This is a genomic window from Halomicrobium sp. IBSBa, from assembly GCF_017612575.1.
In the GTDB taxonomy this organism is placed as follows: Archaea; Halobacteriota; Halobacteria; order Halobacteriales; family Haloarculaceae; genus Halomicrobium.
The window spans coordinates 721,008-745,310 of record NZ_JADPQC010000001.1; the positions used below are offsets into that span (position 1 = coordinate 721,008).

20 protein-coding genes are annotated in these 24,303 nt (G+C 66.6%); 11 read left to right on the forward strand and 9 right to left on the reverse strand.

All coding sequences use genetic code 11. From position 1 onward, the window contains the following. Positions 1–20: 20 nt before the first annotated feature. The gene (locus IL252_RS03775; RefSeq protein ID WP_208626776.1) at positions 21–1,007 is read left to right on the forward strand and encodes an NAD-dependent epimerase/dehydratase family protein; all 987 of its coding nucleotides are present in this window, start codon (positions 21–23) and stop codon (positions 1,005–1,007) included. A 295-nt stretch (positions 1,008–1,302) separates the two neighbouring features. On the opposite strand, the gene IL252_RS03780 is transcribed toward IL252_RS03775, so the two are convergent. Then, positions 1,303–2,244, reverse strand: coding sequence for a hypothetical protein (locus IL252_RS03780; protein ID WP_208626778.1), 942 nt, complete (start codon positions 2,242–2,244; stop codon positions 1,303–1,305). 141 nt (positions 2,245–2,385) lie between these two features. On the opposite strand from IL252_RS03780, the gene IL252_RS03785 reads away from it, so the two are divergent. Then, on the forward strand, positions 2,386–3,444 hold the full coding sequence (locus tag IL252_RS03785; protein ID WP_170095117.1) for an NAD(P)-dependent glycerol-1-phosphate dehydrogenase: 1,059 nt from the start codon (positions 2,386–2,388) through the stop codon (positions 3,442–3,444). 369 nt (positions 3,445–3,813) lie between these two features. On the opposite strand, the gene IL252_RS03790 is transcribed toward IL252_RS03785, so the two are convergent. Beyond that, positions 3,814–4,281 carry a hypothetical protein gene (locus tag IL252_RS03790; RefSeq protein WP_208626780.1) on the reverse strand — a complete coding sequence of 156 codons (468 nt, stop codon included), beginning with the start codon at positions 4,279–4,281 and terminating at the stop codon, positions 3,814–3,816. Between the two features lie 839 nt (positions 4,282–5,120). On the opposite strand from IL252_RS03790, the gene IL252_RS03795 reads away from it, so the two are divergent. Next, the gene (locus IL252_RS03795) at positions 5,121–5,306 is read left to right on the forward strand and encodes a hypothetical protein (RefSeq protein WP_208626782.1); all 186 of its coding nucleotides are present in this window, start codon (positions 5,121–5,123) and stop codon (positions 5,304–5,306) included. Between the two features lie 296 nt (positions 5,307–5,602). Here IL252_RS03795 and IL252_RS03800 read toward each other — a convergent pair whose 3' ends face one another. Then, positions 5,603–7,393, reverse strand: a complete 1,791-nt coding sequence (locus tag IL252_RS03800; protein WP_208626784.1) for a S9 family peptidase — start codon at positions 7,391–7,393, stop codon at positions 5,603–5,605. Between the two features lie 151 nt (positions 7,394–7,544). On the opposite strand from IL252_RS03800, the gene IL252_RS03805 reads away from it, so the two are divergent. Beyond that, complete coding sequence (locus IL252_RS03805; RefSeq protein WP_170095122.1) at positions 7,545–8,378, forward strand: hypothetical protein; 834 nt, start codon at positions 7,545–7,547, stop codon at positions 8,376–8,378. Positions 8,379–8,388: 10 nt separating this feature from the next. On the opposite strand, the gene IL252_RS03810 is transcribed toward IL252_RS03805, so the two are convergent. Then, positions 8,389–9,117: a Yip1 family protein gene (locus tag IL252_RS03810; RefSeq protein WP_208626785.1), complete on the reverse strand. Its 729-nt coding sequence runs from the start codon at positions 9,115–9,117 to the stop codon at positions 8,389–8,391. A gap of 123 nt (positions 9,118–9,240) precedes the next feature. Here IL252_RS03810 and IL252_RS03815 point away from each other — a divergent pair, with 123 nt between their 5' ends. The 3 genes from IL252_RS03815 to IL252_RS03825 all read left to right on the forward strand — a co-directional run bounded on the left by IL252_RS03815 (position 9,241) and on the right by IL252_RS03825 (position 12,960). Continuing rightward, positions 9,241–10,299, forward strand: coding sequence for a glycosyltransferase (locus tag IL252_RS03815; RefSeq protein ID WP_153554146.1), 1,059 nt, complete (start codon positions 9,241–9,243; stop codon positions 10,297–10,299). 99 nt (positions 10,300–10,398) lie between these two features. Beyond that, entirely contained in the window at positions 10,399–12,294 is a 1,896-nt protein-coding gene (locus IL252_RS03820; protein WP_208626787.1) for a DEAD/DEAH box helicase, read from the forward strand. Between the two features lie 69 nt (positions 12,295–12,363). Further along, a complete protein-coding gene (locus IL252_RS03825) occupies positions 12,364–12,960 on the forward strand; it encodes a hypothetical protein (RefSeq protein ID WP_208626789.1) in 597 nt (198 codons plus the stop codon). Positions 12,961–13,023: 63 nt separating this feature from the next. Here IL252_RS03825 and IL252_RS03830 read toward each other — a convergent pair whose 3' ends face one another. Continuing rightward, positions 13,024–13,668: a class I SAM-dependent methyltransferase gene (locus IL252_RS03830; RefSeq protein WP_244256744.1), complete on the reverse strand. Its 645-nt coding sequence runs from the start codon at positions 13,666–13,668 to the stop codon at positions 13,024–13,026. A gap of 122 nt (positions 13,669–13,790) precedes the next feature. Between IL252_RS03830 and IL252_RS03835 the strand changes: the two genes are divergently transcribed. Beyond that, on the forward strand, positions 13,791–13,940 hold the full coding sequence (locus tag IL252_RS03835) for a hypothetical protein (protein ID WP_208626790.1): 150 nt from the start codon (positions 13,791–13,793) through the stop codon (positions 13,938–13,940). Between the two features lie 270 nt (positions 13,941–14,210). Here IL252_RS03835 and folP read toward each other — a convergent pair whose 3' ends face one another. The 4 genes from folP to IL252_RS03855 form a co-directional block, all read right to left on the reverse strand. Next, the gene (gene folP, locus IL252_RS03840; RefSeq protein ID WP_208626792.1) at positions 14,211–16,652 is read right to left on the reverse strand and encodes a dihydropteroate synthase; all 2,442 of its coding nucleotides are present in this window, start codon (positions 16,650–16,652) and stop codon (positions 14,211–14,213) included. A 165-nt stretch (positions 16,653–16,817) separates the two neighbouring features. After that, a complete protein-coding gene (locus IL252_RS03845) occupies positions 16,818–17,369 on the reverse strand; it encodes a hypothetical protein (protein ID WP_208626794.1) in 552 nt (183 codons plus the stop codon). Positions 17,370–17,408: 39 nt separating this feature from the next. Further along, positions 17,409–17,990 carry an SHOCT domain-containing protein gene (locus tag IL252_RS03850; RefSeq protein WP_208626795.1) on the reverse strand — a complete coding sequence of 194 codons (582 nt, stop codon included), beginning with the start codon at positions 17,988–17,990 and terminating at the stop codon, positions 17,409–17,411. A 56-nt stretch (positions 17,991–18,046) separates the two neighbouring features. Then, positions 18,047–22,813 carry a PAS domain S-box protein gene (locus IL252_RS03855; RefSeq protein WP_208626797.1) on the reverse strand — a complete coding sequence of 1,589 codons (4,767 nt, stop codon included), beginning with the start codon at positions 22,811–22,813 and terminating at the stop codon, positions 18,047–18,049. A gap of 235 nt (positions 22,814–23,048) precedes the next feature. Between IL252_RS03855 and IL252_RS03860 the strand changes: the two genes are divergently transcribed. From IL252_RS03860 to IL252_RS03870, 3 genes are read left to right on the forward strand one after another with little or no spacing between them, the layout of a single operon-like run. Then, complete coding sequence (locus IL252_RS03860; protein WP_244256752.1) at positions 23,049–23,282, forward strand: HalOD1 output domain-containing protein; 234 nt, start codon at positions 23,049–23,051, stop codon at positions 23,280–23,282. A gap of 2 nt (positions 23,283–23,284) precedes the next feature. Beyond that, positions 23,285–23,440 carry a hypothetical protein gene (locus tag IL252_RS03865; RefSeq protein ID WP_170095132.1) on the forward strand — a complete coding sequence of 52 codons (156 nt, stop codon included), beginning with the start codon at positions 23,285–23,287 and terminating at the stop codon, positions 23,438–23,440. Positions 23,441–23,490: 50 nt separating this feature from the next. Continuing rightward, the gene (locus IL252_RS03870) at positions 23,491–24,261 is read left to right on the forward strand and encodes a response regulator (RefSeq protein WP_208626800.1); all 771 of its coding nucleotides are present in this window, start codon (positions 23,491–23,493) and stop codon (positions 24,259–24,261) included. Positions 24,262–24,303 lie beyond the last annotated feature (42 nt).

Genomic DNA, 24,303 nt, shown 5'->3' on the forward strand with positions numbered 1-24,303 from the left:
CGCCGACCGAGAGAGCCACTATGGACTCAGTTCTGGTCGTCGGCGGGACGCGCTTCATCGGCCGAGCGACGGTCGAGGAGTTCCGCGAGCACGGCTACGACGTGACGATCTGTAACCGCGGGAACCACGCCAATCCCTTCGCAGACGATCCCGGCGTCGCACACGTCGCGGGCGACCGACGCGATCGCGACGATCTCGAAGCGGTTCGCGAGCGGGTCGACCCCGACGCCGTGATCGACTGCGTGGCCTACTTCCCCGAGGACGTGCGCGAGGCGACCGACGTGTTCGCCGACTGCGACGCGTACGTCTACGTCTCCAGTGGCGCGTCCTACGGCGTCGAACGCGTCCCCAAGCGCGAAGACGAGACCCCCCTGTGTGAGTGTACGGACGAGCAGGCGACCACGGAGGGGGCGGCGACCTACGGGCCGCGAAAGGCCGAGGGCGACCGGGAAGTGTTCGCGGCCGCCGAGCGCGGCGTCAAGGCGATGAGCGTCCGTCCCACCGTCGTCTACGGCCCTCACGACTACACCGAGCGGTTCGACTACTGGATCGATCGCGTGGACACCCACGACCGCGTCGCCGTGCCGGGCGACGGGCTGAGCCTCTGGCAACTGGTCTACGTCGAAGACGTCGCCAGCGCGCTCCGGGTCGTCGCCGAGTCGGGCACTGCCGGCGAGGCGTACAACGTCGGCGACGACCACGTCCCGACGCTGGGCGAGTGGGTCGAGCTGCTGGCAGAGGCCTGCGACACGACGGTCGAACGAGTGGACGTGAGCGAGCGGGAACTGAGTCGTGCGGGACTCGAATCGACGGCGTTCCCGCTGTATCGGCCCTCGCCACACGTGCTCTCGACGGCGAAGCTGCGCTCGCTGGGCTGGTCGTCGACGCCACACGAGACGGCGCTGGCGGCGACGGTCGACGAACACCGCGAGAGCGAGCGCACGGGGCGCGACGAGGGGCCCGACCGAGCGGACGAGACGGCGCTGTTGGCGTCGCTCGACGAGTGAGTCGGCGACAGCGCCGAGCGCCTCACCTTATACTGTCGGCTGTACGTCTGTCACGGATTTCGCGACCCCGTAGTCGCGAATATCGTGAAACAGTGACAGCCGGCAGTATTACACCCACTGGTCCAGGCAGTCCGTCGAGCAAAACGTCAGATCCACGTCCGAGTCGGCGTCGTCGACGTGGGCTCTGAGCGTGTACGCCCGAGTGTCGGTGTCGCAGTTCACACAGGACATGACACCCGTTCTTCGCGGCCCAGACGGATTGTTATAGAGTGTTTACCAGTTCGTCGCCGAGTCGCTACCAGAGCGGCCCCGGTTCGAAGAGGAACACGACCGCCTCACTGGCGACGAGCAGTGACGCGTACGCGAGCGCCGGAACGAGCAGCGAGTCCGTCCGCTCGTAGGTGTAGGCGGCCACTCCGAGCGTCGCCACGTTGGCGAGGCCGTACAGTCCCGCAGCGATGGAGTCGATCGAGGCGACCCACTGGACCCCAGAGAGGACGACGAACAGCACCGCGGGAACGGCGGCGACGGCCCAGATCCACCTGGCGTCGAAGCGTCTCCAGGAGACGTGGACAGCGAGCGAGGCGAGCGCGAACAGCCCGACGCCGACGTACTTCGAGGTCTCACCGATGCCGCCCACCAGTCCCTGATCGCCCAGTACGAACGCACCCAGCAGCGTCGTCAGGGCGATCGCGGTGTCACTGCTCGTGATCGATCGAAAGCTCCCCTGAACGAGGACCTGGTTGAGCACCAGCGCCAGCGGGACGGCGACGAACACCCTGGCGAGCGTCGTGCCGGCGGCGAAGGTGACCGACGCCCGCTCGGCGTAGGCCGTGAGCACGAGCGTCTTGAACGGGACGCTCGTGACGTTGCCGACGAGGTCCGTCACGCCGATCAGGACGAGCGGCGTGGCGACGGCCAGCGCAACCATCGCCAGATCCGATCGACCCGGAAGCGCCGTGCCGACGGGCACGTTTCGGGCACGGACGTAGACGGCCGCGATGACGACGACGCTCGCGACCAGCGGCCCGCTGTAGACGAACGAACTCGCGAGGAAGGCACCGAGGCCGTCGACACCGAGCGCGTCGGCCAGCGAGAGACTCCGGACGGCGGGACCGACCACCCGCTGCCACAGCGTCCCGGTCCACAGCTGGACCGCCAGCAGCGCCGCCACGACGATCAGCAGTTCCGTGGCCAGCGGGCGGCGACTCTCGTCGAGTGAGCCCGTCGTTGCCATGTCCGTTCAGTTCTGTCCCACTCGGTAAAAAACGGGGTGACGATCGACGAGTGCGCGCGTCGGTCACGCGACCGACCTGCCGTCCTTGGCCGATCGCCGGCCACGACAAGTGTTTTCACGCCTGGCTGACCACCCACGGGTATGTTCGACAAAACGAGCTGGATCAGGCTCCCCCACAACGTGGTGGTGGGCCACGGCGTCCTCGACCAGACCGTCGCGGCCGTCGAGGACATCCACCTCTCCGGGCGGCCGCTGATCGTCGCCAGCCCGACGCCGTACAGCGTGGCCGGCGAGCGCGTCGTCGCGCAGTTCGAGGACGCCGACGCAGATCCGGCCGAGGTGATCGTCGAGGAAGCCAGCTTCGGTGCCGTCGAGTCGGTCATCGAGACCGCTCGCTCGGTCGACGCCGGCTACCTGCTGGGTGTCGGCGGCGGGAAGGCCATCGACATCGCGAAGATGGCCGCCGACGAGCTGAACCTGGGCTTCGTCTCCGTGCCGACCGCCGCCAGTCACGACGGCATCGTCTCCGGACGCGGCTCGGTCCCAGAGGGGGATACGCGCCACAGCGTCGCCTCTGAGCCGCCCCTGGCCGTCGTCGCCGACACCGAGATCCTCGCCGAGGCCCCCTGGCGGCTGACCACCGCGGGCTGTGCCGACATCATCTCGAACTACACCGCCGTCCGGGACTGGCAGCTGGCGCACCGACTGAAAAACGTGGAGTACTCGGAGTACGCGGGCGAGCTGGCCCGGATGACCGCGGAGATGCTCGTCGAGAACGCGGGCTCGATCAAGCAGGGGCTCGAAGAGTCGTCGTGGATCGTCGTCAAGGCGCTGGTCTCCTCCGGCGTCGCCATGTCGATCGCTGACTCCTCGCGGCCCGCCTCCGGCGCTGAACACCTCTTTTCCCACCAGCTCGACCGAATCGCGCCCGACGCCGCGCTCCACGGCCACCAGGTCGGCGTCGGCTCGATCATGACCGAGTACCTCCACAGCGGCGCGAAAGGGCAGTGGATCGACGTTCGCGACGCGCTGGCCTCGATCGGCGCGCCCACGACGGCCGACGAGCTGGGGATCGACGACGACACCGTCCTGGAAGCGCTGACGACCGCCCACGAGATCCGCGACCGCTACACGATCCTGGGCGACGGGATGAGCGAGCCCGCCGCCCGCGAGGCCGCGACCGTCACCGGCGTTATCTAGATCCCACCAGTTTGCGCTTCGGGTGGCCCGCCATGCTCGCCACCACTCGCGCAAAAAGCGCGTCTGCCGGCGACCCACTGGGTCCGCCGGACCGCTCGGTCGTCCGGATGCGACAACAAACGTTTGGTCAGTGTAGGCGATACACGGATCACCAGCATCCGCGCGAGCGAAGCGAGCGCAGTTCATCGACGGCGAGACCGGTGGTCGAGCCGTCGGCCTTTTTCACCGACGTTTTTCGAGGAGCGGTTCCCGCAACGAGCGCAGCGAGTGAGGAAACCCGACGCAGAAAAAGGTCGATGCCCACACAGACGTACCGAGAGCCTGCTACTGCGGACAGACTGGACCGAAGAATCGTCCGTGTGACGACGGCTACACGAATTCGGGAATCGCCGACTCGGCTGTCCAGACGCCCCGCTCGGTCTGGCCGCCGTCGTACACCGCGTCGACGAGGACGAGCAGTCGGTACACGGTCTCGGCGTCGGTGTCCTCGGCGTTGCGGACGCCGGCAATCGTCACGCGGACGATCTCGTCGATCGTACAGTCGACGCCGGTCGCGTCCGCGACGGCGTCGCGCGCCCGCTCGGTGAGGGACTTCTCGCTGCCGCCGACACAGCGCGGGACCCGTTTGCGGTCCTCGCTCTGGACGTGCAACACCTCGCCGTCGTCGTTCTCCACCCGGACGTACACGTCCGCGAACCCGTCGCGCGCGCGTTCGGCGGCGTCGCGATACGCCGCCGGTGAGAGGCTGAGCGTCGTCTGGTTGACCGGGAAGGGACCGTGGCGCTGCTGGAGCGACTCGATCCCGTCGCCGATCACGTCTGGAGACCGACTCACCATTCTCGTACCAGTTACTGTGCGTCCGGTCAGATAAAACCGGTCAGTCGTTGTCTCCTTTTGAGAAAGCCGTAGCAGTATCAATGCCAGGCATCAACGGTAGAACCTAACCAACATTATAGTAACAATTGAAACGATTGACACACCGATCGCACTGCTGTCGTGCGATCGGGTGTGCATTGATTTTCAATGGCTACTATAGTAAAAAGCCCCTGACACTACCGGCTGTAAGTCTGCGAGTGATTTCGCCACCCCGGGGTGGCGAAGATCTTCACGAAGTGACAGCCGGTAGTATGAGACCCAGGGATTGCCAGTACAGATGAAGGGGCAGATGGAATCCCGAGAGTGGAAAATATGTCGAGAAAAGAGAGGAACAAGTGGGGTGTTAAAGAAAACACAAACACGAATGCGATGAATCTTAGCGACGAAACACAAGAACCAACCCATATCATGACTAACCCACCAACCGCAGTTGTTCCGACTCTCCCTCAAGACTCCGAATGATGCAAAAGGAAGTAGACAGATATGTCAAATACTCGTCATAAATTGAATAATATATGGTTCCTAGTACCAGACGTACCGTACTATACAGTATACCTGCAGTAATGGTCGGTACCAGTGGCTGTCTCTCCTCGGGCAAATCTTCCGGACACACACAAGATACATCGACAGAAATTATTAATAAGGGTCAAGAAAAGCGCACGAACACCGTCAACATCTTGAGCGACAGCGGAAACCAGACGGTATTTCGAGGAACCCTGTCGGCGGAGCTTCCACCCTGTGAAATCGTCTGTGTTCCCTATTCGAGCGCTGGTGACGAACAGCGGTCGTCGAGACTCGAAATGACGGCGCGCTCGAAAAACAGTGGAGAGCAACAGTATCGGTACTACGAATACGAGACGACGATCAAGTGGAACGAGCGACCGTCGAAGGTCTACACCCTCCACGCCGGTCCGGACGGAGGAGTTATCGGTCAGGGAGGGCAGCGGATGTTCGAGGATACAGAAGACGGCTACGTGGACTCCTGAGATCCTCGCACAATGGTGTGAATTTTAACACTATGCATACTCGTGGTACCAGACGTGTCGTACTGTGTGGCATACCTTCGGTCATGGTCGGTACCAGTGGATGCCTCTCCGGAGCGGGCCCGCGGGATACACGCAGGACGCAGCGACTGAGGTCATCCATGAGAGACCGGAGTCCTCGTCGTTCATGTCGGCTCAGAGGGCGAATTTATTACTGATGGGTGGACGTTTGAAGAGTCCGGTGACGGGTACGTCGAAAGCTGACAATCAGCAGTAGCGAAGACGCTGGCGAAGCAGTCTCACACGTGTTCGTCGAGGAACTCGACGACCTGCGTGTAGGCCTCGATTCGGTTCTCGCGCTTGCCGATCCCGTGGCCCTCGTCGTCGAAGACCAGCAGTTCGACCGGGACGTCCTGCTCGTGGACCGCGTCGACGATCTGTTCGGCCTCGCCGACCGGGACGCGGGGATCGTTCTCGCCGTGGATGACGAACAGCGGCGCGGCGATCTGGTCCGCGCTGTGGATCGGCGAGACGGATTCGAGGAACTCGCGGTCGTCGTCCAGAGAGCCGTACTCGGCTTCGCGCAACGACCGTCGCCAGTCGCCGGTGTTTTCGAGGAAGGTGACGAAGTTCGCGATGCCGACCACGTCGACGCCCGCGGCCCACAGGTCGGGGTACTCCGTCATCGCGGCAAGCACCATGAACCCGCCGTAGGAGCCGCCCTTGGCCACCAGTCGGTCGGGGTCGACCGCCGGATGATCGTGGAGCCAGTCGACGCCGGCACGGATGTCGCGGACGCTGTCCATCCGGTGCTCCACATCGTCCAGTTGCATGTAGTCGGTCCCGTAGCCGCTCGACCCCCGGACGTTGGGCTCGAACAGGGCGTAGCCACGCGAGAGGAAGTACTGCTGGAGGCCGGAGAAGGAGGGGCGGCGCTGGCTCTCGGGACCGCCGTGGATGTCGACGATCACCGGGACGCCGTCGTCGTCTCTGCCCTCGGCCGGCGGCAGCGAGAAGAACGCCGGAATCTCCCGGCCGTCGAAGGTCTCGTAGTGGACCAGCTCCGGCGAGACGAACGTCGAGTCGGGAATGCCGGCCGTCGAGGCGTGCGTCCAGCGCGTGGCCTCGCCCGTTTCGGTCTCGACGACGAAGACGTTCCTGTTGACCGTCCGGCCGGTGACCGTCACCGCGAACCGATCGGCGTCGGGTCCCCACGAGACGCCGCCAGCGATCCCGCCGGGCAGGTCCGGCGTGGGGAACGCCTCGATCGTGGTCTCGTCGGTCAACCGTCCGACGGTCAGGTCCGTGTAGCCGTCGACGTTCCGAGAGTAGGCGAGCCGTCCGGTATCGACGTCGACGGACACGCCGTCGACGTTCCAGTCGTCGTCCGAGACGACCTCGCGGAGCGTCCCGTCGAGATCGAGGCGGGCCAGCCAGCGCAGGTCCGCATCGCTGTCGGTGACGAGATAGACGCCGTCGCCGTCGGGTGCCCACTGGGCGCTCCCGTAGCGCACATCGCCGTCGTGGGGCGTGAGGTGCTCGAAGTCGCCGGATTCGAGATCGAGCACGGAGAGGTCCTGGTCGACGTTCGAGTGGGCCTCCCCGACGAGGAGCTTCGAGTCGTCGGGCGACCAGCCACCGACGGTGAGCCAGCCTCCGCCCTCGTGGACCAGTGTGGCCTCGTCGTCGTCCCGACCCTGCACGTAGATGTCGAAGACGCTCTCGTCGCGGCGATTCGAGGCGAAGGCGAACCGCTCGCCGTCGTGGCTCCAGCCGCCCCATCGGTGCTTGGCGTCCGGCCGGTCGGTGAGTGGCGTGCTCTGGCCGTCCGCGTCGAGCCGGAACAGCTGCAGCCGCTCGTTGCCACCCTCGTCCTTGCCGAAGATCAGCTCCGGCCGTTCGGGCGAGTACGAGGCGAAGGACACGGAGTCGTCGTAGAAGGTGCGCTGCTGGGGCCAGCCGCCCGGTTCGTCGACGCTCCAGAGCTGGAACGTGCCGGTCGTGTTCATCCGGAAGGCGAGCTGTCCGTCGGGCCCGAGCGTCGCCCCGGTCGCAGATCTGATGTTGAGATAGCGTTCGAGATCGTACACGTCAGATGTCTTGGCGAGCGCGAGTAAAACGGTTTGGCGCTCGCTGAGCGCGGTGCAGTATTGAGAGTATATATGTCTACAGGTTAGAAATAAAATAATAGATATGTGATCTAGAAGTATTTTATAGTCACCAGCTGTCGATGAAACTGCAATGCCAAACCGAAGGACATTCCTCCTCACTGCGGGTTCGCTCGCGACTGTCGGAGCTACTGGTGCTGTCACTGCACAGCGACAGTCACAGAAACCGACGACCGACGTAGTCGGCGAGGCGTTCCACCAGGGACTGGTGCGAAACGGGTCCGAGGGCGCGACTCGCGCACTCGAAGGCTTCCGGCTAGAGCCGTCGGTCGAGGCGACACGGGACTTCCAGGTCAACGAAGACGTGCGAGCGGAAGTCGCGGCAGAGACGAACGATTCCACCACCGAACAGGACGTGGAACCGGAGTACACGTACAACGATCCGGAAAACTCGGACTCGGAACTGGTCGTCGGCGTCAGCGACGCGGGCGGCGACGAGGTGTGGGTCGCGGTCGGGATGACACTGGAGGGGCTCAACCGCACCATCCGGAACTCCTGGTGGTGTGACGACGCCATCGGAATCGGGTACATCAACGGCGACTGGGCCCCTGTCGGAGAGCCAAGCGTCAGCGCGACGGAACGTCACTCGGCGAAGTTCACCTCCGACGACGTCGCACAGGACGCCCTCGCGGGGACGGTCGATATCGTCAATCACAACGACTTCGGTGCCGCGGCCGGGGACTCGCTGCCGAGTGCGTCCGCGAGCCTGACCGCGAAGTTCCGACTGCGCGACGACGGCGAACCGAGCACGATCTGGGGCTCGTACACGCACACCTTCGCCGGCTCGCCGACCTCGTCGATACAGGGCATCTCCGGCGGTGCCGGTGGCCTCTCGGTCAATCTGAGTCTGGGTGCTGCGAACGCGTGGAGTATCGCACACCCGACCGACCCAGCAGACAAACTGTAACGTCGAGCCCCTAGGCCAGCCCGATCACGAACAACAGGAGCGCGACGATGCCGGCGACGACGGCCGCCCCGCCTCGGGAGACGTTCCGGCCGCGTTCGAGCCCGAACACCCAGATGACGGCACCCCAAAGCGAACCGACGGCGTTGAGCGCCAGCGCGATCGGCACCCACTCGTTGATCCGGCCAAGCAGCATCGATTGGAAGGTGGCGGGCTCCATCCCCGTGGTGATGGTCACGGGATCCATCGTCACCCACAGTGCCGCGATCGCCAGGGGCATCGTCACCAGTGTCGGGGCGAACCCCCAGGCGGCGACCGTCAGCGTGTTGCCGAACGACCCCCGGCCGCCGGCCAGCGCCGTCCCGAGATGGAGCAGTCCGGCGACGACGAACAGGAAGACTGGAGCGCCAACGAGGACCGGGCCGTAGAACTGCCCCATCGCTTCGTCGATGATCACGTCGATGTTACGCTCGATCTCGGCCGGTTCGTCACAGCCGAAGGTCGTGTTCGTCTCCGAGAAGCTCTCGTTCATCCGCCCGTCACAGAACTGCTCGGACGGGCGATCTGGGTTGTCGACCATCACGGTGCCGTCGATTTTCGCGGTGAAGACCGCACCGAGTCCGGCCACCATCACGAGCGTGCCGACCACGACCAGCGCAGCGACGACCAGACCGCGATCGAACGTCGGCTCGTGGTCTGCGAAGTATCTATCCGGACGGAGGAGGGGCGTTAGCGGGGCCATGTACGGACGGCTGCAGAGACGAATCAAATGCTTTGTGGATTTCGGCAAGAGAGCGCACGTCTCGGGACCGACGGACGCCCCGGCAACGGTTGGATTTTTCACGGGCCACGTTGACCGTCAGGTATGCGCGTCGCGTTCGTCGCCATGGAGACGACCCACCACCGGGACACCGAGGGGGCCCGCCGACTCGAACGCGTCGCCAAGCAGCTAACCGAGCGGGGCCACGAGGTGACGATCTACTGCGCTCGCTGGTGGGACAGCGACCAGCGGACCTTCGAGCCCGAGGACATCACCTACCGCGCAGTGACGGCGACGCCGAACGCGGCAGCGTTCGCGACGCGCCTGCCCGTTCGCCTCGCTCGTCACCCGCCGGACGTGATCCACGCCAGTCCGCGCCCGCCCGGTGGCGTCGTGGGGGCCAGCGTCGGCGGGACGATCACGCGTGCCCCCGTACTGGTCGACTGGTTCGGCGACGAGGCGATCGGTGCCAGTCGACTGGTCGACCGCGCGGCAAAGAGCCCGGACTGCGTGGTCACGCCCTCAGAGATGGTCCGGACGACCGTCCGAGAACACGGGGCCAGCAGCGACCAGACGGCGATCGTCCCCGAGAGCATCGACATGGCACAGATCCGGGACACCGAGCCCGCGGCGACCGTCGACGTGGCCTTCGCTCACCCGTTAGACGAGAGCGCCAACGTCGAGAGCCTCCTGCTCGGGCTGGCAGAGCTCCGGGAACGGGACTGGTCTGCGAAGATCGTCGGCGACGGACCCTACCGCGAGGACTACGAGCGACAGGTCCGCGACCTGCGCATCGAGGACCGCGTCGAGTTCGTCGGTGCCTGTGACCGCGAGGAGCGAATCAGTATCTACCGGGGCGCACACGTCTTCGTCCAGACGGCCTACCGGGAGTACTTCGCCAGCGAGTTGCTGTGGGCACTCGCCTGTGGCTGTATCGGGATCGTCGAGTATCAGGCCCGCTCTAGCGCCCACGAACTGATCGAACACCGCGAGCGCAGCTTCCGGGTCACGAGCACCCAGCAGATGGCAGACGCCATCGTCGCGAGCGGCGACTACCCCCACGAGACGATCGACGAATCGCTGGCCGAGTACGACCACGACGCCGTCCGCGAGCAGTATCTCGAACACTACCGGCGGCTGATCGAGGCCCACGGCCTGCTGTGAGACGGCGCGTCGTCGACCGGGAAACGGCGCGAGAATCCGCATGCGTCGCCCGCGGCAGTGACACAAGGTGTTTACTCGTCGGGCCGATACCCATCCCCAGTGACCACAGAGGACGACGCCGAGGCCGGCGGTGACGACGCGGGCGACCAGCCCGAGACGCTGACCGTCGCCGACGTGTACGACGCTATCGACGCGGTCGGCAAACCACACCTCACCCCAGCGGAAGTGGCCGGCAAGACCGGGCTCACTACCGACGCGGCTCGCGAGGCACTGGCGCGACTGAGCGAGGACGCCGAGCTGGAACGACAGGACGTGGCTGATGCCGAAGCGGTCTACTACCCGCCGGACCTGGACGCGGTGACCGACCGCGAGCGGGTGATTCTCTTTCCGGACCGCCACGAGATCGTCGTGGAACACGCAGACCAGTTCACCCGCGCACAGCTCTCGCAGTTCGCCCACCTCGTCGACACGAACCGCTCCGGCGGCGCGATCTACGAGATCCGCGAAGAGGACGTGTGGCAGGCCCCCTACGAGTCGCTCTCGGACCTGCTTGCGACGATTCACGACGTGGTCGGCGAGCGCTCCGAACACCTGCAGGAGTGGGTCCGCAGCCAGTGGGAACGCGCCCGGAAGTTCAGGCTCGTGACCCACGAGGACGGCTACACCGTCCTCGAAGCCGAGAACGACGACCTGATGGGCAACGTCGCCCGCCAGAAGCTCGCCGACGACGTGTTGCGCGCGCCGATCTCGGACTCGGAGTCGTGGGTCAACGAGGAGCAGACCGCCCAGCTCAAGCGCACGCTGTACGAGGCGGGCTATCCGGTCCGGGACGACCGCGACCTCGAAGACGGCGACGCGCTGTCGGTCGAACTCGGCCTGCCGCTGCGGGACTACCAGGCCGACTGGGTACAGCGCTTCCAGGAGCAAGGGTCGGGAGTGTTCGTCGGCCCGCCGGGATCGGGCAAGACCGTCGCGACGATGGGCGTGATGGAAGCCCTCGGCGGCGAGACGCTGATTCTCGTCCCCTCCCGAGAGCTGGCGAGCCAGTGGCGCGAGGAACTGCTCAGACACACCGACTTGGACGAGAGCCAGATCGGCGAGTACCACGGCGGCGAGAAGACGATCCGGCCGGTGACGATCGCCACCTACCGGACCGCCGGGATGGACCGCCACCGCAAGCTGTTCGACGAACGGCGCTGGGGCCTGATCGTCTACGACGAGGTCCAGCACATCCCCGCAGACGTGGCCCGCCGCAGCGCCCGCCTGCAGGGCAAGCACCGCCTGGGACTGACCGCGACGCCGGTTCGAGAAGACGACAGAGAAGAGGAGATCTTCACGCTCGTGGGGCCGCCCATCGGCACCGACTGGTCGGCGCTGTTCGACGCCGGCTTCGTCCAGGAGCCGGAGGTCCAGATCCGCCTCGTCCCCTGGAGCGACGACGCGACCGCCGACGAGTACGTCTCCGCCGTGGGCCACGGCCGCCGCCAGACCGCCGCGACGAACCCGGCGAAGATCGAAGAACTGCGCTACCTGCTGGCCGAACACCCCCACGCGAAGGCGCTGGTCTTCGTCGAGTACCTCGACCAGGGCGAGGCCATCGCCGACGAACTCGACGTGCCCTTCATCAGCGGCGAGACCCGCCACGCCGAGCGCGAACGGCTGTTCGACGACTTCCGCCGGAACGAGCGCGACACCCTGGTGATCTCTCGGGTCGGCGACGAGGGGATCGACCTCCCCGACGCCGAGCTGGCGATCGTCGCCTCCGGCCTCGGCGGATCGCGCCGACAGGGGGCACAGCGGGCCGGCCGGACGATGCGACCCGTCGGCGACGCACAGCTCTACCTGCTCGCGACGCGGGGCACCGAGGAGGAAGACTTCGTCCGCCAGCAGATGCGCCACCTCGCCTCCAAGGGGATCCGCGTGACCGAGCAAGACGCCGAGGCGGTCGGGGAGCGCGACGAGCGGGATCTCCCGGCTGGGGAGGATGCAAAGTAGCTCACAGTCGTTTCTTGCACCCCACACTCGACCGGAAACGTGATTTCCTCCTTGGCGAATCGTTGGTGCATGAACGAAGAGCGATCCGTTTCGAGCGCACTGCTGGGTACCTTGGCCCTCGGCATCGTGTTGATAGCAGGGAACATCGCGTTCCATCGCCTGGGTGAAATACCGCTCCTGTCGGGTGTTATCGAGCTCGGTTCGGTCTACCTGTTTCTGTCGGCACTGGTCCTCGGCTTCGTGCTCTTGGCCGGCGAACGGCGAGTACTGACGATCAAATCGAGTGTCCTTTTGGCCATCCTGGCCAGTCTCGGATACGGTGCGTTCACGGCAGCCGTGGGCTTCCATCACGGTCCAGTACCCGGGCAATTCTCTCTCGTGGCCCATTGGCGAGGGGTGCTCACTCTGGCGGCAGGTGGATTGGCGATGGCCGCGATGCTCGTCGTCGGTATGGGATTCGGAGCCCGCTCGATCCTCGGACTGATCAGTGGTATCGGACTAGTCGTGCTTTCCCTGGTCGTCTGGGGTGCGCTCCTGGAGATCTACCGATCGTCCTTGCTGACAGCCGGGTTCCAGATGGCACGAGGATTCGTGTTAGCGATGGTCATGGGCGTACCACTGTCGGCGATCGGATATTCCCACAGTGGCCGATCCGCAAAAAAGTGAGCTGCCAGGAGCCGGCGACTCGCGTCGGCCGTGCCGGTGCGGGTCGCAGTGACTGGTGTCGACCTACGCCCGCCCCCAGAACACCGAGAACCCGTCCGATTCGACCTCGGGCAGGCGCTCGTCGACGATCTCGAAGCCCGCCGTCTCGACGATCTCGCGGCTCTTTGCGGGGCCGAAGTAGCTCCACTCCATCGCCGTCCCGGTGTCGAGCCAGTCGTCGTTGCGGCCCTCCCACCCCTCGATGGCACCCATCGACACGAGCAGGTCGCCGCCGGGTCGGAGAACGCGGTGGAACTCCGAGAGGACGCGCTCGTGTTCTTCCTTCGGGACGTGGATGATCGCGTAGAACGAGCAGAGCGCGTCGAAGGCGTCGTCGGCGAAGGGCAATCGAGCGAGATCGCCTCGGACCAGGTCGGCCGCCGGGACGTGCTCGCGGGCCAGTTCGAGCTGGCTCGTCGCGATGTCCAGCCCGACCGACTCGTGGGCGCGGTCCAGACGCTCCAGTACGGGCCGACCAGCGCCACAGCCGGCGTCGAGTACGCGACTGCCATCGGCCAGCGACGCGAAGCAGTCCGCACCGATCCCGTCGTCGAGGGCCGGCGGCGTCTCCGTCTCCCGGTACTCGTCGTAGGCGGTGGCGATCTCCTCGTACCCGCCCCGGACCACGTCGCGTTGCTCCATGCCAGCGGTCGCGGCGGCGAGGAGCATGGCTTTTGTGGTCGTCTGGAAACCGTTCTCGTGGTACTGTGTCGACCGTGTCGTAACAGTACTCTTGGCGGTATCCGTCGACCGCCCGGTATGTACGTCACAGAACTGACCACCGACGAGCAGTGGGACGCGACCGTCCCGATCCTCCGGCAACGTACGTCGCGCTAGCGTGCCCGCGGGACAACGACGATGGGCTGGCGTTCTACGACAGCGAAGGGCTGGAGCAGTGGGGGTACGTGGTGGAGACGGAACTGGACGGCGACGGGAACTGAACGGTCTCACTCTCGATACGACGCGAACGCTGCCAACTGAACGCCCTCGCCCCGCTCGACGGTGCTGTGCGAGCTATTCTCGCTACGCTCGGATAGTGCCCTCACAGCACCGTCGAGTGCGTCTCGCCGGTTCGGCCACCAGGACCGCACAGCACGGCACCGCAGCCACGCACCTCCCCACCCGATTCGCTCCTTTCAGTCGCTCATCCCTCGCACAGTGATCGCTCGCGATGGAACGCGAGCGAGCGCGCGCCGCCCTCGATTTCCGTCTCAGTTCTCCTCGACGAACGACTCGGGATCGTCAGCGGCTTCGACGACGTTCACCGCGCGGACCGCTTCGGGCACGTCGTGGACGCGGACGATGTCGGCCCCTCGTTCGGCGGCCAGCGTCGTGCCGGCGATGGTGGCGTCCAGACAGTCCCCGGCCTCGGCTCCGACGAGTTCGAACATCGACTTGTGGGAGTGGCCGACCAGGATCGGACAACCGAGCGACTGGAACTCTTCGAGTCGGCCCAGCAGTTCGAAGCTCTCGGCGGCCGTCTTTCCGAATCCCAGCCCCGGATCGACCACGATCTGCTCGCGGTCGAGCCCCGCTTTCTCGGCCAGCAGGACGCGTTCGGTCAGCTGGTCGATGCAGTCCTCGACCACGTCGTCGTAGTCGACGGCGCTGTCGGGGTCGACCGGCACCTCGATGCTGTGCATCACGACGACGGGTACGTCGTAGTCGGCGGCGACGAGGCGCATCTCGGGATCTTCGAGCCCAGACACGTCGTTGAGAATGTCCGCCCCGGCGTCCAGTGCGGCGCGGGCGACCGGTGCCTTGCGGGTGTCGACGGCGACGGCGGCGTCGAGGTCGGCGAGGCGCTCGATCACCGGGACGATGCGCTCGATCTCCTCTTCGACGGGGACCTCGTCCGCACCGGGGCGGGTGGACTCGCCGCCGACGTCGAGGACGTCGACGCCGGCCGCGACCATCGACTCGGCGCGGGCGACGGCGTCCTCGACGGCGTCGTACTCACCGCCGTCGTGGAAGGAGTCCGGCGTGATGTTACAGATCCCCATGACTGCGGTGCCGTCTTCCCAGGGATAGCCGCGGTCTCGATCGGGCTGCTGGATGTCCAGCGCGGTCCGGAGTTCGTCGGCCAGCGACGCGAGGCCGTACGGTTGGCCGTCGAGTTTGTCCGTCAGGCGGCGGAACTGGGCCATCGTCCCCATCAGGAGTACGTCGAGCATCTCCTCGTCCTGGTCGTTCAGCCCCGAGATCGCACAGTCCCCGCCCAGCGAGAGCAGTTCTTCTTTGAGGTACTGTGCCTGTCGGGGCTGGACGCGCGTCTTGAGGAGGCGATGGACTGCCTTGCCGCGCATGCGCCACGCACCAGCGTCGGTGACGTGAGCGGCGTCGATGGTCTCGCGTGCCGCCGCCACGCCGTCGACCTGCTTGGGGATCGTCGGCCGGATCCAGCGCTGGCGAGCCTCCGCGACGGCGTAGAGCGAGCCCGTGACCAGCACACAGTCGTCCTCGCCGGCCCCGTCGAGGGCCACGTCGAACGCGCCGGCCACGTCGCTGCGCGTCTCGACGCTGGCTGCGGTCTCGTCTCGGAACGCCTTCGCGACGACCTGCTCGTCTTCTGCGCGGTCTCGGTCGGGCTCGCAGGCGACGACGTGGTCGGCCCCGTCGAGTGCCCCCGCGATGGCACGCAGGTCCTTGTCGACCATCGAGCCCGCGACGACGTGGAGGTCGTCGTAGTCGAACGTGGCAAGCGTCTCGACGACCCGTTCGACGCCGCCGGGGTTGTGCGCGCCGTCCAGTACCACCAGCGGGTCCCGTCCCATGATCTCGAAGCGACCGGGCCAGTGGGCGTTTCGCAGGCCGCGTTCGATCGTCGCCTCGTCGACGGCCGCGACCTGGCGACACAGCGTCGCGGCGATCCCGGCGTTGATCGCCTGGTGAGCGCCAAGCAGCGGGAGGTTCGTCTCGACGCGCCAGTCGTCGCCCGCGATCGACACCGACCCCTCCAGTCCTTCGCGGCCGTTGTCGGTGACCGTCACGTCGCCGCTGGTGTCAGCGACGGTGACCACGTCCCCGGCCACGTCCCGGACGGCGTCGAGCGCGTCGCCCTCGGTGGCGGTCACGAGCGGGCGGTCCGCGGGCGCGACGTGTGCCTTGTCTCGGGCGATCTCTGCGACCGTGTCGCCCAGGATGTCCGTGTGTTCGAGCGTCACCGTCGTCACCGCGCTGGCGACGGGGTCGACGACGCTGGTGGCGTCGAGCTTGCCGCCGATGCCGACCTCGACGACCGCCACGTCGACCGACTGGCGCTCGAACTCCCAGTAGGCCAGTGCCGTCAGCGTCTCGAAGAGGGTCGGAGAGGTGCCGTCGGCCGCCCGATCGGTGACGTACGGCTCGACGGACTCGACGAACTCGACGACCGCCGACTCGGTGATCTTCCGGCCGTTGACCCGGATGCGTTCGCGAACGTCGTCCAGGTGTGGCGAGGTGTACAGGCCCACGTCGAGCCCCGCCTCCCTGAGCGTGCGTTCGACCATGCGAGCCGTGCTTCCCTTGCCGTTCGAGCCGGCGATCTGCACGCAATCCAGCGAGTCGTGCGGGTCGCCCAGCTGGGCCAGCAGCGACCGAGTGGCCTCCGTGCCCGGTCGGAGCGCGAATCGGCGGAGATCGAAGAGGAAGTTCGCCGCCTCGTGGAACTTCATGCCCAAAGCAATCCGGTGGGCGCGCTTTAGACTGGCGGTTACGGGAGCCGTCGAACGTCGAGCCACGCCTCACACGACGGCACTGCGATGGACGGGAAACAGCGACAATTAACCTCTGAATCGAACCAGCCGTTTCTCGCCGCCGGCCTTCGCGTCGCGGACCGGTCAGCGCTCGGGTTCGTCGGGCCGCTGGACGCGGCGCAACACGGCACCTCCGAGCGAGAGCAGGGCCATTCCGACCAGCGGCGCGGCGTCGACCGTCTCCTCGTCGGCCGGCGACCCAGATCGCTCGGGGCTCGGCTCGTCGCCGTCGCCAAAGGGCCCCGGAAGCGTCCCCACCTCCGGGATCGGAACGTCGTCGGGCACCGGAACGTCAGGCAGCGTCTCGCCGGACCGCCGACGGTACACCACCACTGCGACCACCGTCAGCAGCGCCACCACTGCGGTGCCGAGCGCGGCCATCAGGAGCGTCCGACGCCCGCCGTCGCTCTCCTCGGGACTGTCCTCGGGGGCGACCGGATCGCCGGCACCGGGTGGCGGCGTCTCGCCGACGCGTGGCCCGGTTCGCTCTCGTTGGGCTGTGCTCGCGCGTTCGTCGTCGGTCTCGTCGCGCTCGAACGCCGTTGACACGGACGGCTCGACGCCGAGCGATTCGAGGAGGGCGCGCATCGCCTCGGCGTCGACGTCGAAGCGAAACACGCTGAACTCGTCGGTCATACGACTACCGACGGCGGGCCGCGGTATAAAATCAGCGCGCTACTCGGCGTCGGATTCGAGTTCGGTACTGGAGGGTGCGCTGTCGGCCGCTGTTCGGGTCGTCCGCTGCTCCTCGCCAGCGGCGAGGTCGGCCTCGATCTCGTCTCCGGCCGACGCGGCCGCGTCGTCGTCGGCCTCGGCCAGTAGTGCCTGCAACTGGCGCTCGTACTCGACCTCCGTGATATCGCCGTCGACGTAGCGCTCTTTCAGCCGCTCGCGCTTGGTCTCCGTCGAGACGGCGAAGCGGTCGGCGAGTCCCAGTCGAGACAGCGGTGGGACGAGTCGCTCGGCGCGTTCGAACCCGTCGGCGACACGGTCGTTCTCGGGCAGAGAGGGCAGCGACGCCCGGCGTGCCAGGGTGACCAGAAAGGCCAGTGCGAACGCGACGTCTGCGGCGACCAGGAGGGCAGCGATCGACAACACGAGTGCCATATCGCCCAGCACGGCACCGAGACCGGCACCGCCGGCCAGTCCGGCGAGGACCGCGACCAGTCCCACACCGACGGTCCCGACCGCGAGGACCGTCGTCACCGCGACGAGCGCGAGCAACAGCCAGTGGCGATTGCGGCTGAACCAGGACACGGGCAGGCTTGGAGCGGCGGCGATAAAAACGCGCGGTGATCGAGCGCGACACCCACTCATTCCGCGTCGGGCTCGTCGTCGAACAGCTGTCGCATGACCCGCTGTTGGCCCAGCCGGAGGTGGCGGTTGACGGTCGGCTGTGACACGTCGAGCATCGCTGCGAGCTCCTGGCCGGTCGTGTCGCGCGGCCAGTTGAAGAATCCCGAGAAGTAGCCCGTCCGGAGGACCTCCCGCTGGCGATCCGTCAGCGCTTCCAGGATCGTCTCGGCGAGCGCGGGGTCGGACTCCGCGGCGCGCGCTCGTTCGCGTCGGCTGACCAGTTCGACCGTTCCGTCGTCGGTGAGCGTCTGGACGAACGATCGCACGTCCACCGAGGTCGGCACGTCGACCTCGACGTCGATACCGGACTCCTCGGCGGCGATCTTTCGCACTCGCCCGCCCTGGCGGACGAGTCGAGCGATGACCGTCTCGCCCTGGATCGTCACCTCGAACACGCCGCCGTCCTCGCTCTCGGAGACGAGGTGGTGGTCGGCGATCGTATGCCGGTCGGCCAGCAGCTCCGAGACGGTCGCGGGATCGCAGCCACTCACCCGGACGAACAGTCGTGTCTCGTCGGCGGAAACGGTGCCCACGCCCTCGTAGGTGACCGTACAGCCGCTCCCGAACGCGATGTCGAGCAACGGGTCCGTCGTGTCCTCGACGCGCAGTTCGAGCGCGGTCAGCGTGTCGGCGTTGAGCGCCTGCCGGGTCGTGATGCTCGTGATCGCGTTGGCGATGCTCGTCCCCAGCTCCGCGAACACGGCGGTCTCGAACTCGCCGAACACGTCCGGCTCGTCGGCGTACACCGTCAGCACGCCGTACTGGTAGTCGTCGAGCGAGACGGGGACCGCGAGCGCCGACTGGTGACCCACGGCCAGTGCCGCCTGTCGCCACGCCGCCTGCTGGACGTTCTGGGCGATGTTCGAGACGGCGACCGGCTCGTCGTCGAGCGCCGCCGAGACGGCCGGGTCCGAGTGCGTCGCCGAGCGGTCGAACGACGGCGTGTCGAGATACGATTCCCCCTCACCGGCCCAGGCACGAGCCTGGAGCGTCTCGCCGCCGGGATCGAACGACCCGATCCAGGCGAAAGAGATGTCCTCGTCGTCGACCAGTCGCTCGCACACCGCCGCTTCGAGCTGGTCTCGGTCGGTCGCACCGATGAGGGTCTGATCGACGGAACGGATCGTCTCGTTGGCCCGGATCTGGCGTCTGAGTCGGTCGTTCTGGGCCTCGATCTCGGCCTCGTGCTCGCGCAGCGTGGCCTCGCTTTCGAGTCGCTCGAAGGCGGCCGCCGCGGTCGCGACCAGCGTCTCGACGAGGGAGCGATCCCTCTCACCGATCTCGCCTGCCTCGTCGAGTGCGGCGAAGACGCCGTGGCTCCCGATCGGCACCACGATGCCGGTGTCGACCGCGTCGACGAAGGGGCCCGACTCGCCGCTGGTGTCGACGCCTTCGAGGACGCTCTGGGTCCCGGTGACGTAGGCGTGCCAGAGGAACGACTCCGTCCCTGGTCCGACGGCACCCGGCTCGCCGCCACAGAGCGCTTCGAAGCCCGGAGACACCGAGGCGGGTTCGAGCAGGTTCGTCGTCTCGTCGTACAGGTAGATCCCGACGGCGGCCTGGTCGAGCAGCGACGCGGCCGTGTCGACGATCAACCGGGTGGCGTCGTCGATCGACTCCGTCCTCAACAGACCGCGCGCCGAGTCGTGGAGCGACTCCAGCGCGAGTTCGCGTTGCTTCTGTGCGGTGATGTCCTGGACCGACCCTCTGATCTCGACGACAGTGCCGTCTTCGAGGACCGGCTCTCCGATGGTGTGGACCCACCGCTGGGTGCCGTCGGGAGTGTCGAGTCGCAGTTCCTGCTCCCACCCGATCCCGTGGTCGAGCGCGCGCTCGATGGCGCTGCGGTGTCGCTCCCGGTCGTCGGGGTGGTAGAACTGGGGCATCGCCTCCACCGGGCGGGCCTCGTCGTCGGCCAGTCCGAAGATGTCGAACAGTTTGTCGGTCCACTTGGTGTCGACGGCCGCGCCGTCCTCGACGACCGCTGCCCAGCCGCCGATCGCCGCCATCTCTTCGGCGCGGGAAAGCAGGTCCGTCGTGCGTTCGAGCTGGCGCTCCCGGCGCTTTCGCTCGCTGATGTCTCGCCCGATCCCCGCGACGAGCTGGTTCCCGTCGGGGTCTTCGAGAGCGACGGCGACGAACTCGTGGGGGACCCGCTCGCCGTCTTTGGTCAGGTAAGGAATCTCGACCACCGCGTCACCCGTCGCTTTCGTCTCCTCGATCGCTGCCTCGATCTGGTCCCGGTGTTCGGGCGCGAAGAAGTCCGTCGCGTGCATCGATTCGATCTCCGCGTCCGAGTAGCCCGTCACCTGGGTGTGTGCGCTGTTCCAGCGCTGGAGGGAGCCGTCCTCGTCGAGGACGTAGAACACGTCGTCGACGGCGTCGAGGATGTCCTCGGTGAACTCCCGGTAGCGGTCGAGTTCACGCTGGTGTTCCCGGAGCTGGCGCTCCTGGCACTTGCGCTCCGTGATGTCCTCCATGACGGCCATGATCCCGGTGATCTCGCCGTCGACATCTCGCAGCGGGGCCGCCGAGAGGCTCACGTCGATCAGCGTCCCGTCCTTGCGGCGTCGTCGCGTCTCGACGCTGTTGATCGACTCGCCGGACAGCAGGCGGTCCCGGAACGCGTCGAACTCTGAGGCTCTGTCGGCCGGGACGAACGGCAGCGTGTCGCCGACGACCTCCGACTCGCTCCAGCCGAAGATGCGCTCGGCAGCGGGGTTCCACAGCTCGACGACGCCGTCGGTGTCGATCAGAACGAGGGCGTCGGGCGAGGCGTCGATCAGCGTGTTGAGCCGCTCGTTGGTCCGGCGAAGCTCGCGCTCCTGAGCCTTGCGATCGGTCACGTCGGTGATGACCCCCTCCAGCGCCTGGACGGTCCCGTCGTCGTAGACGCCGACACCGCGTTCCCACAGCCACCGACGCTGCCCGTCAGCGGTCTCGATCGGGTAGGTGACCTGGAACTGTTCGTGGTCGTCGACGGCGCGCTGGACCGTCTCCCACAGCTCGTCGTTGTCGCCGACGATGACGTCTTCGCCCCAGTTGACCGCCCCGCTGCGAATCGTCGCTGGGTCGTAGCCCGTCAGCTCCCGGCACCCGTCGCTGACGAACTCGAACGGCCAGTCGGGTTCGTTTCGGCAGCGATACACCATCCCCGGGAGGTTGCTCATCAGCGTCGCCAGTTCGCGCTTTCGCTCACGGAGCTTTCGTTCGCGTGCCTGTCGCTCGGTGATGTCCTTGCTGATCCCCATGACGCCGATGATCTCGCCCGACTCGTCACGATACGGGTACTTGTTGTCGAGGAAGGTCCGGCGCTCGCCGTCGATCTCCACCGTCGTCGTCGTCGTCACGGTTTCGCCCGACGACAGGACGTGGCGGTCCTCCGAGACGAGCGTCTCGGCGGTCCCGCCGTCGAAGAGTTCGTCGTCTCGTTTGCCCAGGATCTCCGTGGGCTCGCGGTCGAACAGCGCCGCAGTCGCCTCGTTGACGAACTGGTAGACGCCCTCGGAGTCCTTGATGTAGATCTGGTTGGTCGTGTTCTCGACGATCGCCTCCAGCTTCCGCTCGTGTTCCTTTCGCTCGGTGACGTACTGCGTGACGCCGATGAGGCCCCGGATCTCGCCGTCGGGTCCCCGCCAGGGCACCTTGGACGTGACTACCCACTCCTTCGCCACGGGATCGTACTCCTCTTGCCCGATGATCGGCTCGCCCGACTCGATGACCTGCATGTCGTCGGCGTAGGTCCGTTCGGCCAACGCCTCGTCGTAGATGTCGAGGTCGGTCTTGCCGCGGTACCACTCCTCGTCCTCGGGGAACTCGGTCACACGGTCGGAGACCGACTTGCGGACGTGTCTGCCCGCCTCGTCTTTGACGTACAGGGAGACGGGCAACTCCTCGAACAGGGAATCGAGCATCGAGGCGTGTCGTTCCAGGGTCTCCATCCGCTCGCGGCGCTCGACCGTCTGGCTGCTCCACCGCCCCATGAGATCGACGAAGGCCTTCTCGGCGTGGCTGAACGGCCGCTCTCGGGGCTCCGAGCCGGCGAAACAGAGCGTCCCGTACAGTTCGCCATCGACGAGCAGCTTCGAGCCGATGTAGCTGCGCACGTCCGAGTCCGCGTACTCGGCGTCGTCGAGGTCGCTCGCCGCGGCCGTGTCGGCGATGCCGAGCACGTCGTCGGACGTGATCGTCCGCTGACAGAGCGTCTCGGAGAGGTCGAACACGCTCCCCTCGGCGACGAGCGGACCGGTCGCCCGCTCGATCTCGTACCGGTCGTCGGCTTCGTCGATCTGTGCGATGAAGCCGGTCTCGACCCCGAGTCGCTCACAGCCCAGTTCGAGCAGTCGGTCGAGTTTCGCCTCGTCGTCGAGCGCCGGATCGCTCGTGATCTCGTAGAGCGAACGGCGAAACGCCTCGTCGGTTTGGTCCTCGGCGTCGGTCGCCGCGACGAGATCGCCGATCGCGTCGTACAGCGCACCGATCTCGTCGTCGCGGTCGGTCGTGAACGAGACGTCGTCCGCGCCGGCCGCCACGCGACGCACCTTCTCGGTCAACTGTGCGATCGGATCGTCGGCGTCGCCCCGGACCGCCAGCCCGACCAGTCCGGTCAGCGCGAACGCGATCGAGAACGTGCCAAAGCCCGTTGCACCGCTGGAGACCGAGACGAACCACTCCCCGCTGGCCGCCCCGACGAACGGGGCCACGTCGTGCCAGAGTGAGATCATGTGTCTGAGTTAACAACGGACGATAATGACTTGCAGGGGTCGCACGGACGAGCCCGCGCGTCACAGTCGAATCGAGGTAGTCGCGCAATACTGGCAATGAAACCACACGACGGAGTCGCGGCGACGGTGAGACGCTATATGTATAGCCCAGAGACGCCCCCGGGACGAATACAGTTCTAGGGGAAGCCAAAGGAGACAGCGGGCTACGTTTCAATCAGAAATGACGACCACATCCGTGAAACGCCACTCGCAAACACCGTCGCTGCGCGTCGTCGAGGCAGTTGCAGCCGAAACCGACACCGATCCGACCGAACTCACGCCGCTTGGCACAGTCGTCGACACGGACGCGCTCGACGCACTCGTCTCGTCTGCTGGCGATCTCTCCGTGAACTTCGAGTACGAAGGCTACCGAGTCTCGATCGGCAGCGACGACCAGCTCGCGCTCGAACCGCTGACGGGGGGAATCTGAGGATGTCGACGAACGAATCCACTCGGGCCGACGACGACCAGATCCGCGAAACCTACGAGGAGTACGTCATCCGCGGCGAGAGCGTCGCGATGATCGCGGATCCCGAGCGCACGCACGCCTGGATCCAGTCGGACCTGACCGTCGAAATCGAGCAGTGAACGCCCCACCGCCGTGTCGGCCCACCCAGTCCCGATCGAACGATCCGCCAATGGACACGACCATCGAGACGACGCCAGTTCGCCCCACGAGCGCGCGACCGGCGACGGTCCTCTGTGTCGACGCCGACCGCGAGTACCTGTCGGCGATCGAACGAGCCTTCGAGGATCGCGACGACCTACAGATTCGCGTCGAGACCGATCCGTCGGCGGTGCCCGACCGGCTCGACGGCGTCGACTGTCTGGTCAGCGCCGCCCGACTCGACGGCTCTGACGGGCTCTCGCTGCTGAGAGCGGTCCGTGAAGTGGCCCCGAACGTCCCGTTCTTGCTTCACTCGGCCGTCCCCTTCGAAGAGATCGATCGGGACACCCTGTGGGACGGCCCGACAGATTACCTCGAAAAAGCGTCTGGGGACTCCCACATGGCACTCCTTGCGTATCGCATCGGCCGACTCGTCGGGCGACACCGTCTGACGACGAGCGCACGGCGCTGTCACGAGGCTCTCGAAGCGAGTCGCGAGGCCACGCTGATCGTCACGCCAGACGGGACAGTGGCCTTCACCAACAACCGGCTCGCGACGGAGCTGTCCGCGTCGCCGGCCGAGTTGCGAGGCCGAGAGTGGACAGAGCTACTGGAGGCGGCGTCCGTCCGGCGACTCCGGACCGAGGCGTTCCCCGTCGCCGCCGACGGCTGGAGCTGGACCGGACAGACGACGCTCGCTACCGACGCAGACGACCCCAGCAGTTCACGGACGACGCTGTCGACGCTCGACGACGGGAGCGCGATTCTGGTCTTTCACGAACTGGACCGGACCGACGAGTAGTGGCAGACGGTCCGTGCGGAGGACCGTGACCGGATCGCGCGA

Coding starts and splice junctions, on each gene's coding strand:
- IL252_RS03775 (WP_208626776.1), top strand. CDS start 21: ATGGACTCAGTTCTGGTCGTCGGCGGGACGCGCTTCATCGGCCGAGCG.
- IL252_RS03780 (WP_208626778.1), bottom strand. CDS start 2,244: ATGGCAACGACGGGCTCACTCGACGAGAGTCGCCGCCCGCTGGCCACG.
- IL252_RS03785 (WP_170095117.1), top strand. CDS start 2,386: ATGTTCGACAAAACGAGCTGGATCAGGCTCCCCCACAACGTGGTGGTG.
- IL252_RS03790 (WP_208626780.1), bottom strand. CDS start 4,281: ATGGTGAGTCGGTCTCCAGACGTGATCGGCGACGGGATCGAGTCGCTC.
- IL252_RS03795 (WP_208626782.1), top strand. CDS start 5,121: ATGACGGCGCGCTCGAAAAACAGTGGAGAGCAACAGTATCGGTACTAC.
- IL252_RS03805 (WP_170095122.1), top strand. CDS start 7,545: ATGCCAAACCGAAGGACATTCCTCCTCACTGCGGGTTCGCTCGCGACT.
- IL252_RS03810 (WP_208626785.1), bottom strand. CDS start 9,117: ATGGCCCCGCTAACGCCCCTCCTCCGTCCGGATAGATACTTCGCAGAC.
- IL252_RS03815 (WP_153554146.1), top strand. CDS start 9,241: ATGCGCGTCGCGTTCGTCGCCATGGAGACGACCCACCACCGGGACACC.
- IL252_RS03825 (WP_208626789.1), top strand. CDS start 12,364: ATGAACGAAGAGCGATCCGTTTCGAGCGCACTGCTGGGTACCTTGGCC.
- IL252_RS03830 (WP_244256744.1), bottom strand. CDS start 13,668: ATGCTCCTCGCCGCCGCGACCGCTGGCATGGAGCAACGCGACGTGGTC.
- folP (WP_208626792.1), bottom strand. CDS start 16,652: ATGAAGTTCCACGAGGCGGCGAACTTCCTCTTCGATCTCCGCCGATTC.
- IL252_RS03845 (WP_208626794.1), bottom strand. CDS start 17,369: ATGACCGACGAGTTCAGCGTGTTTCGCTTCGACGTCGACGCCGAGGCG.
- IL252_RS03855 (WP_208626797.1), bottom strand. CDS start 22,813: ATGATCTCACTCTGGCACGACGTGGCCCCGTTCGTCGGGGCGGCCAGC.
- IL252_RS03865 (WP_170095132.1), top strand. CDS start 23,285: ATGTCGACGAACGAATCCACTCGGGCCGACGACGACCAGATCCGCGAA.
- IL252_RS03870 (WP_208626800.1), top strand. CDS start 23,491: ATGGACACGACCATCGAGACGACGCCAGTTCGCCCCACGAGCGCGCGA.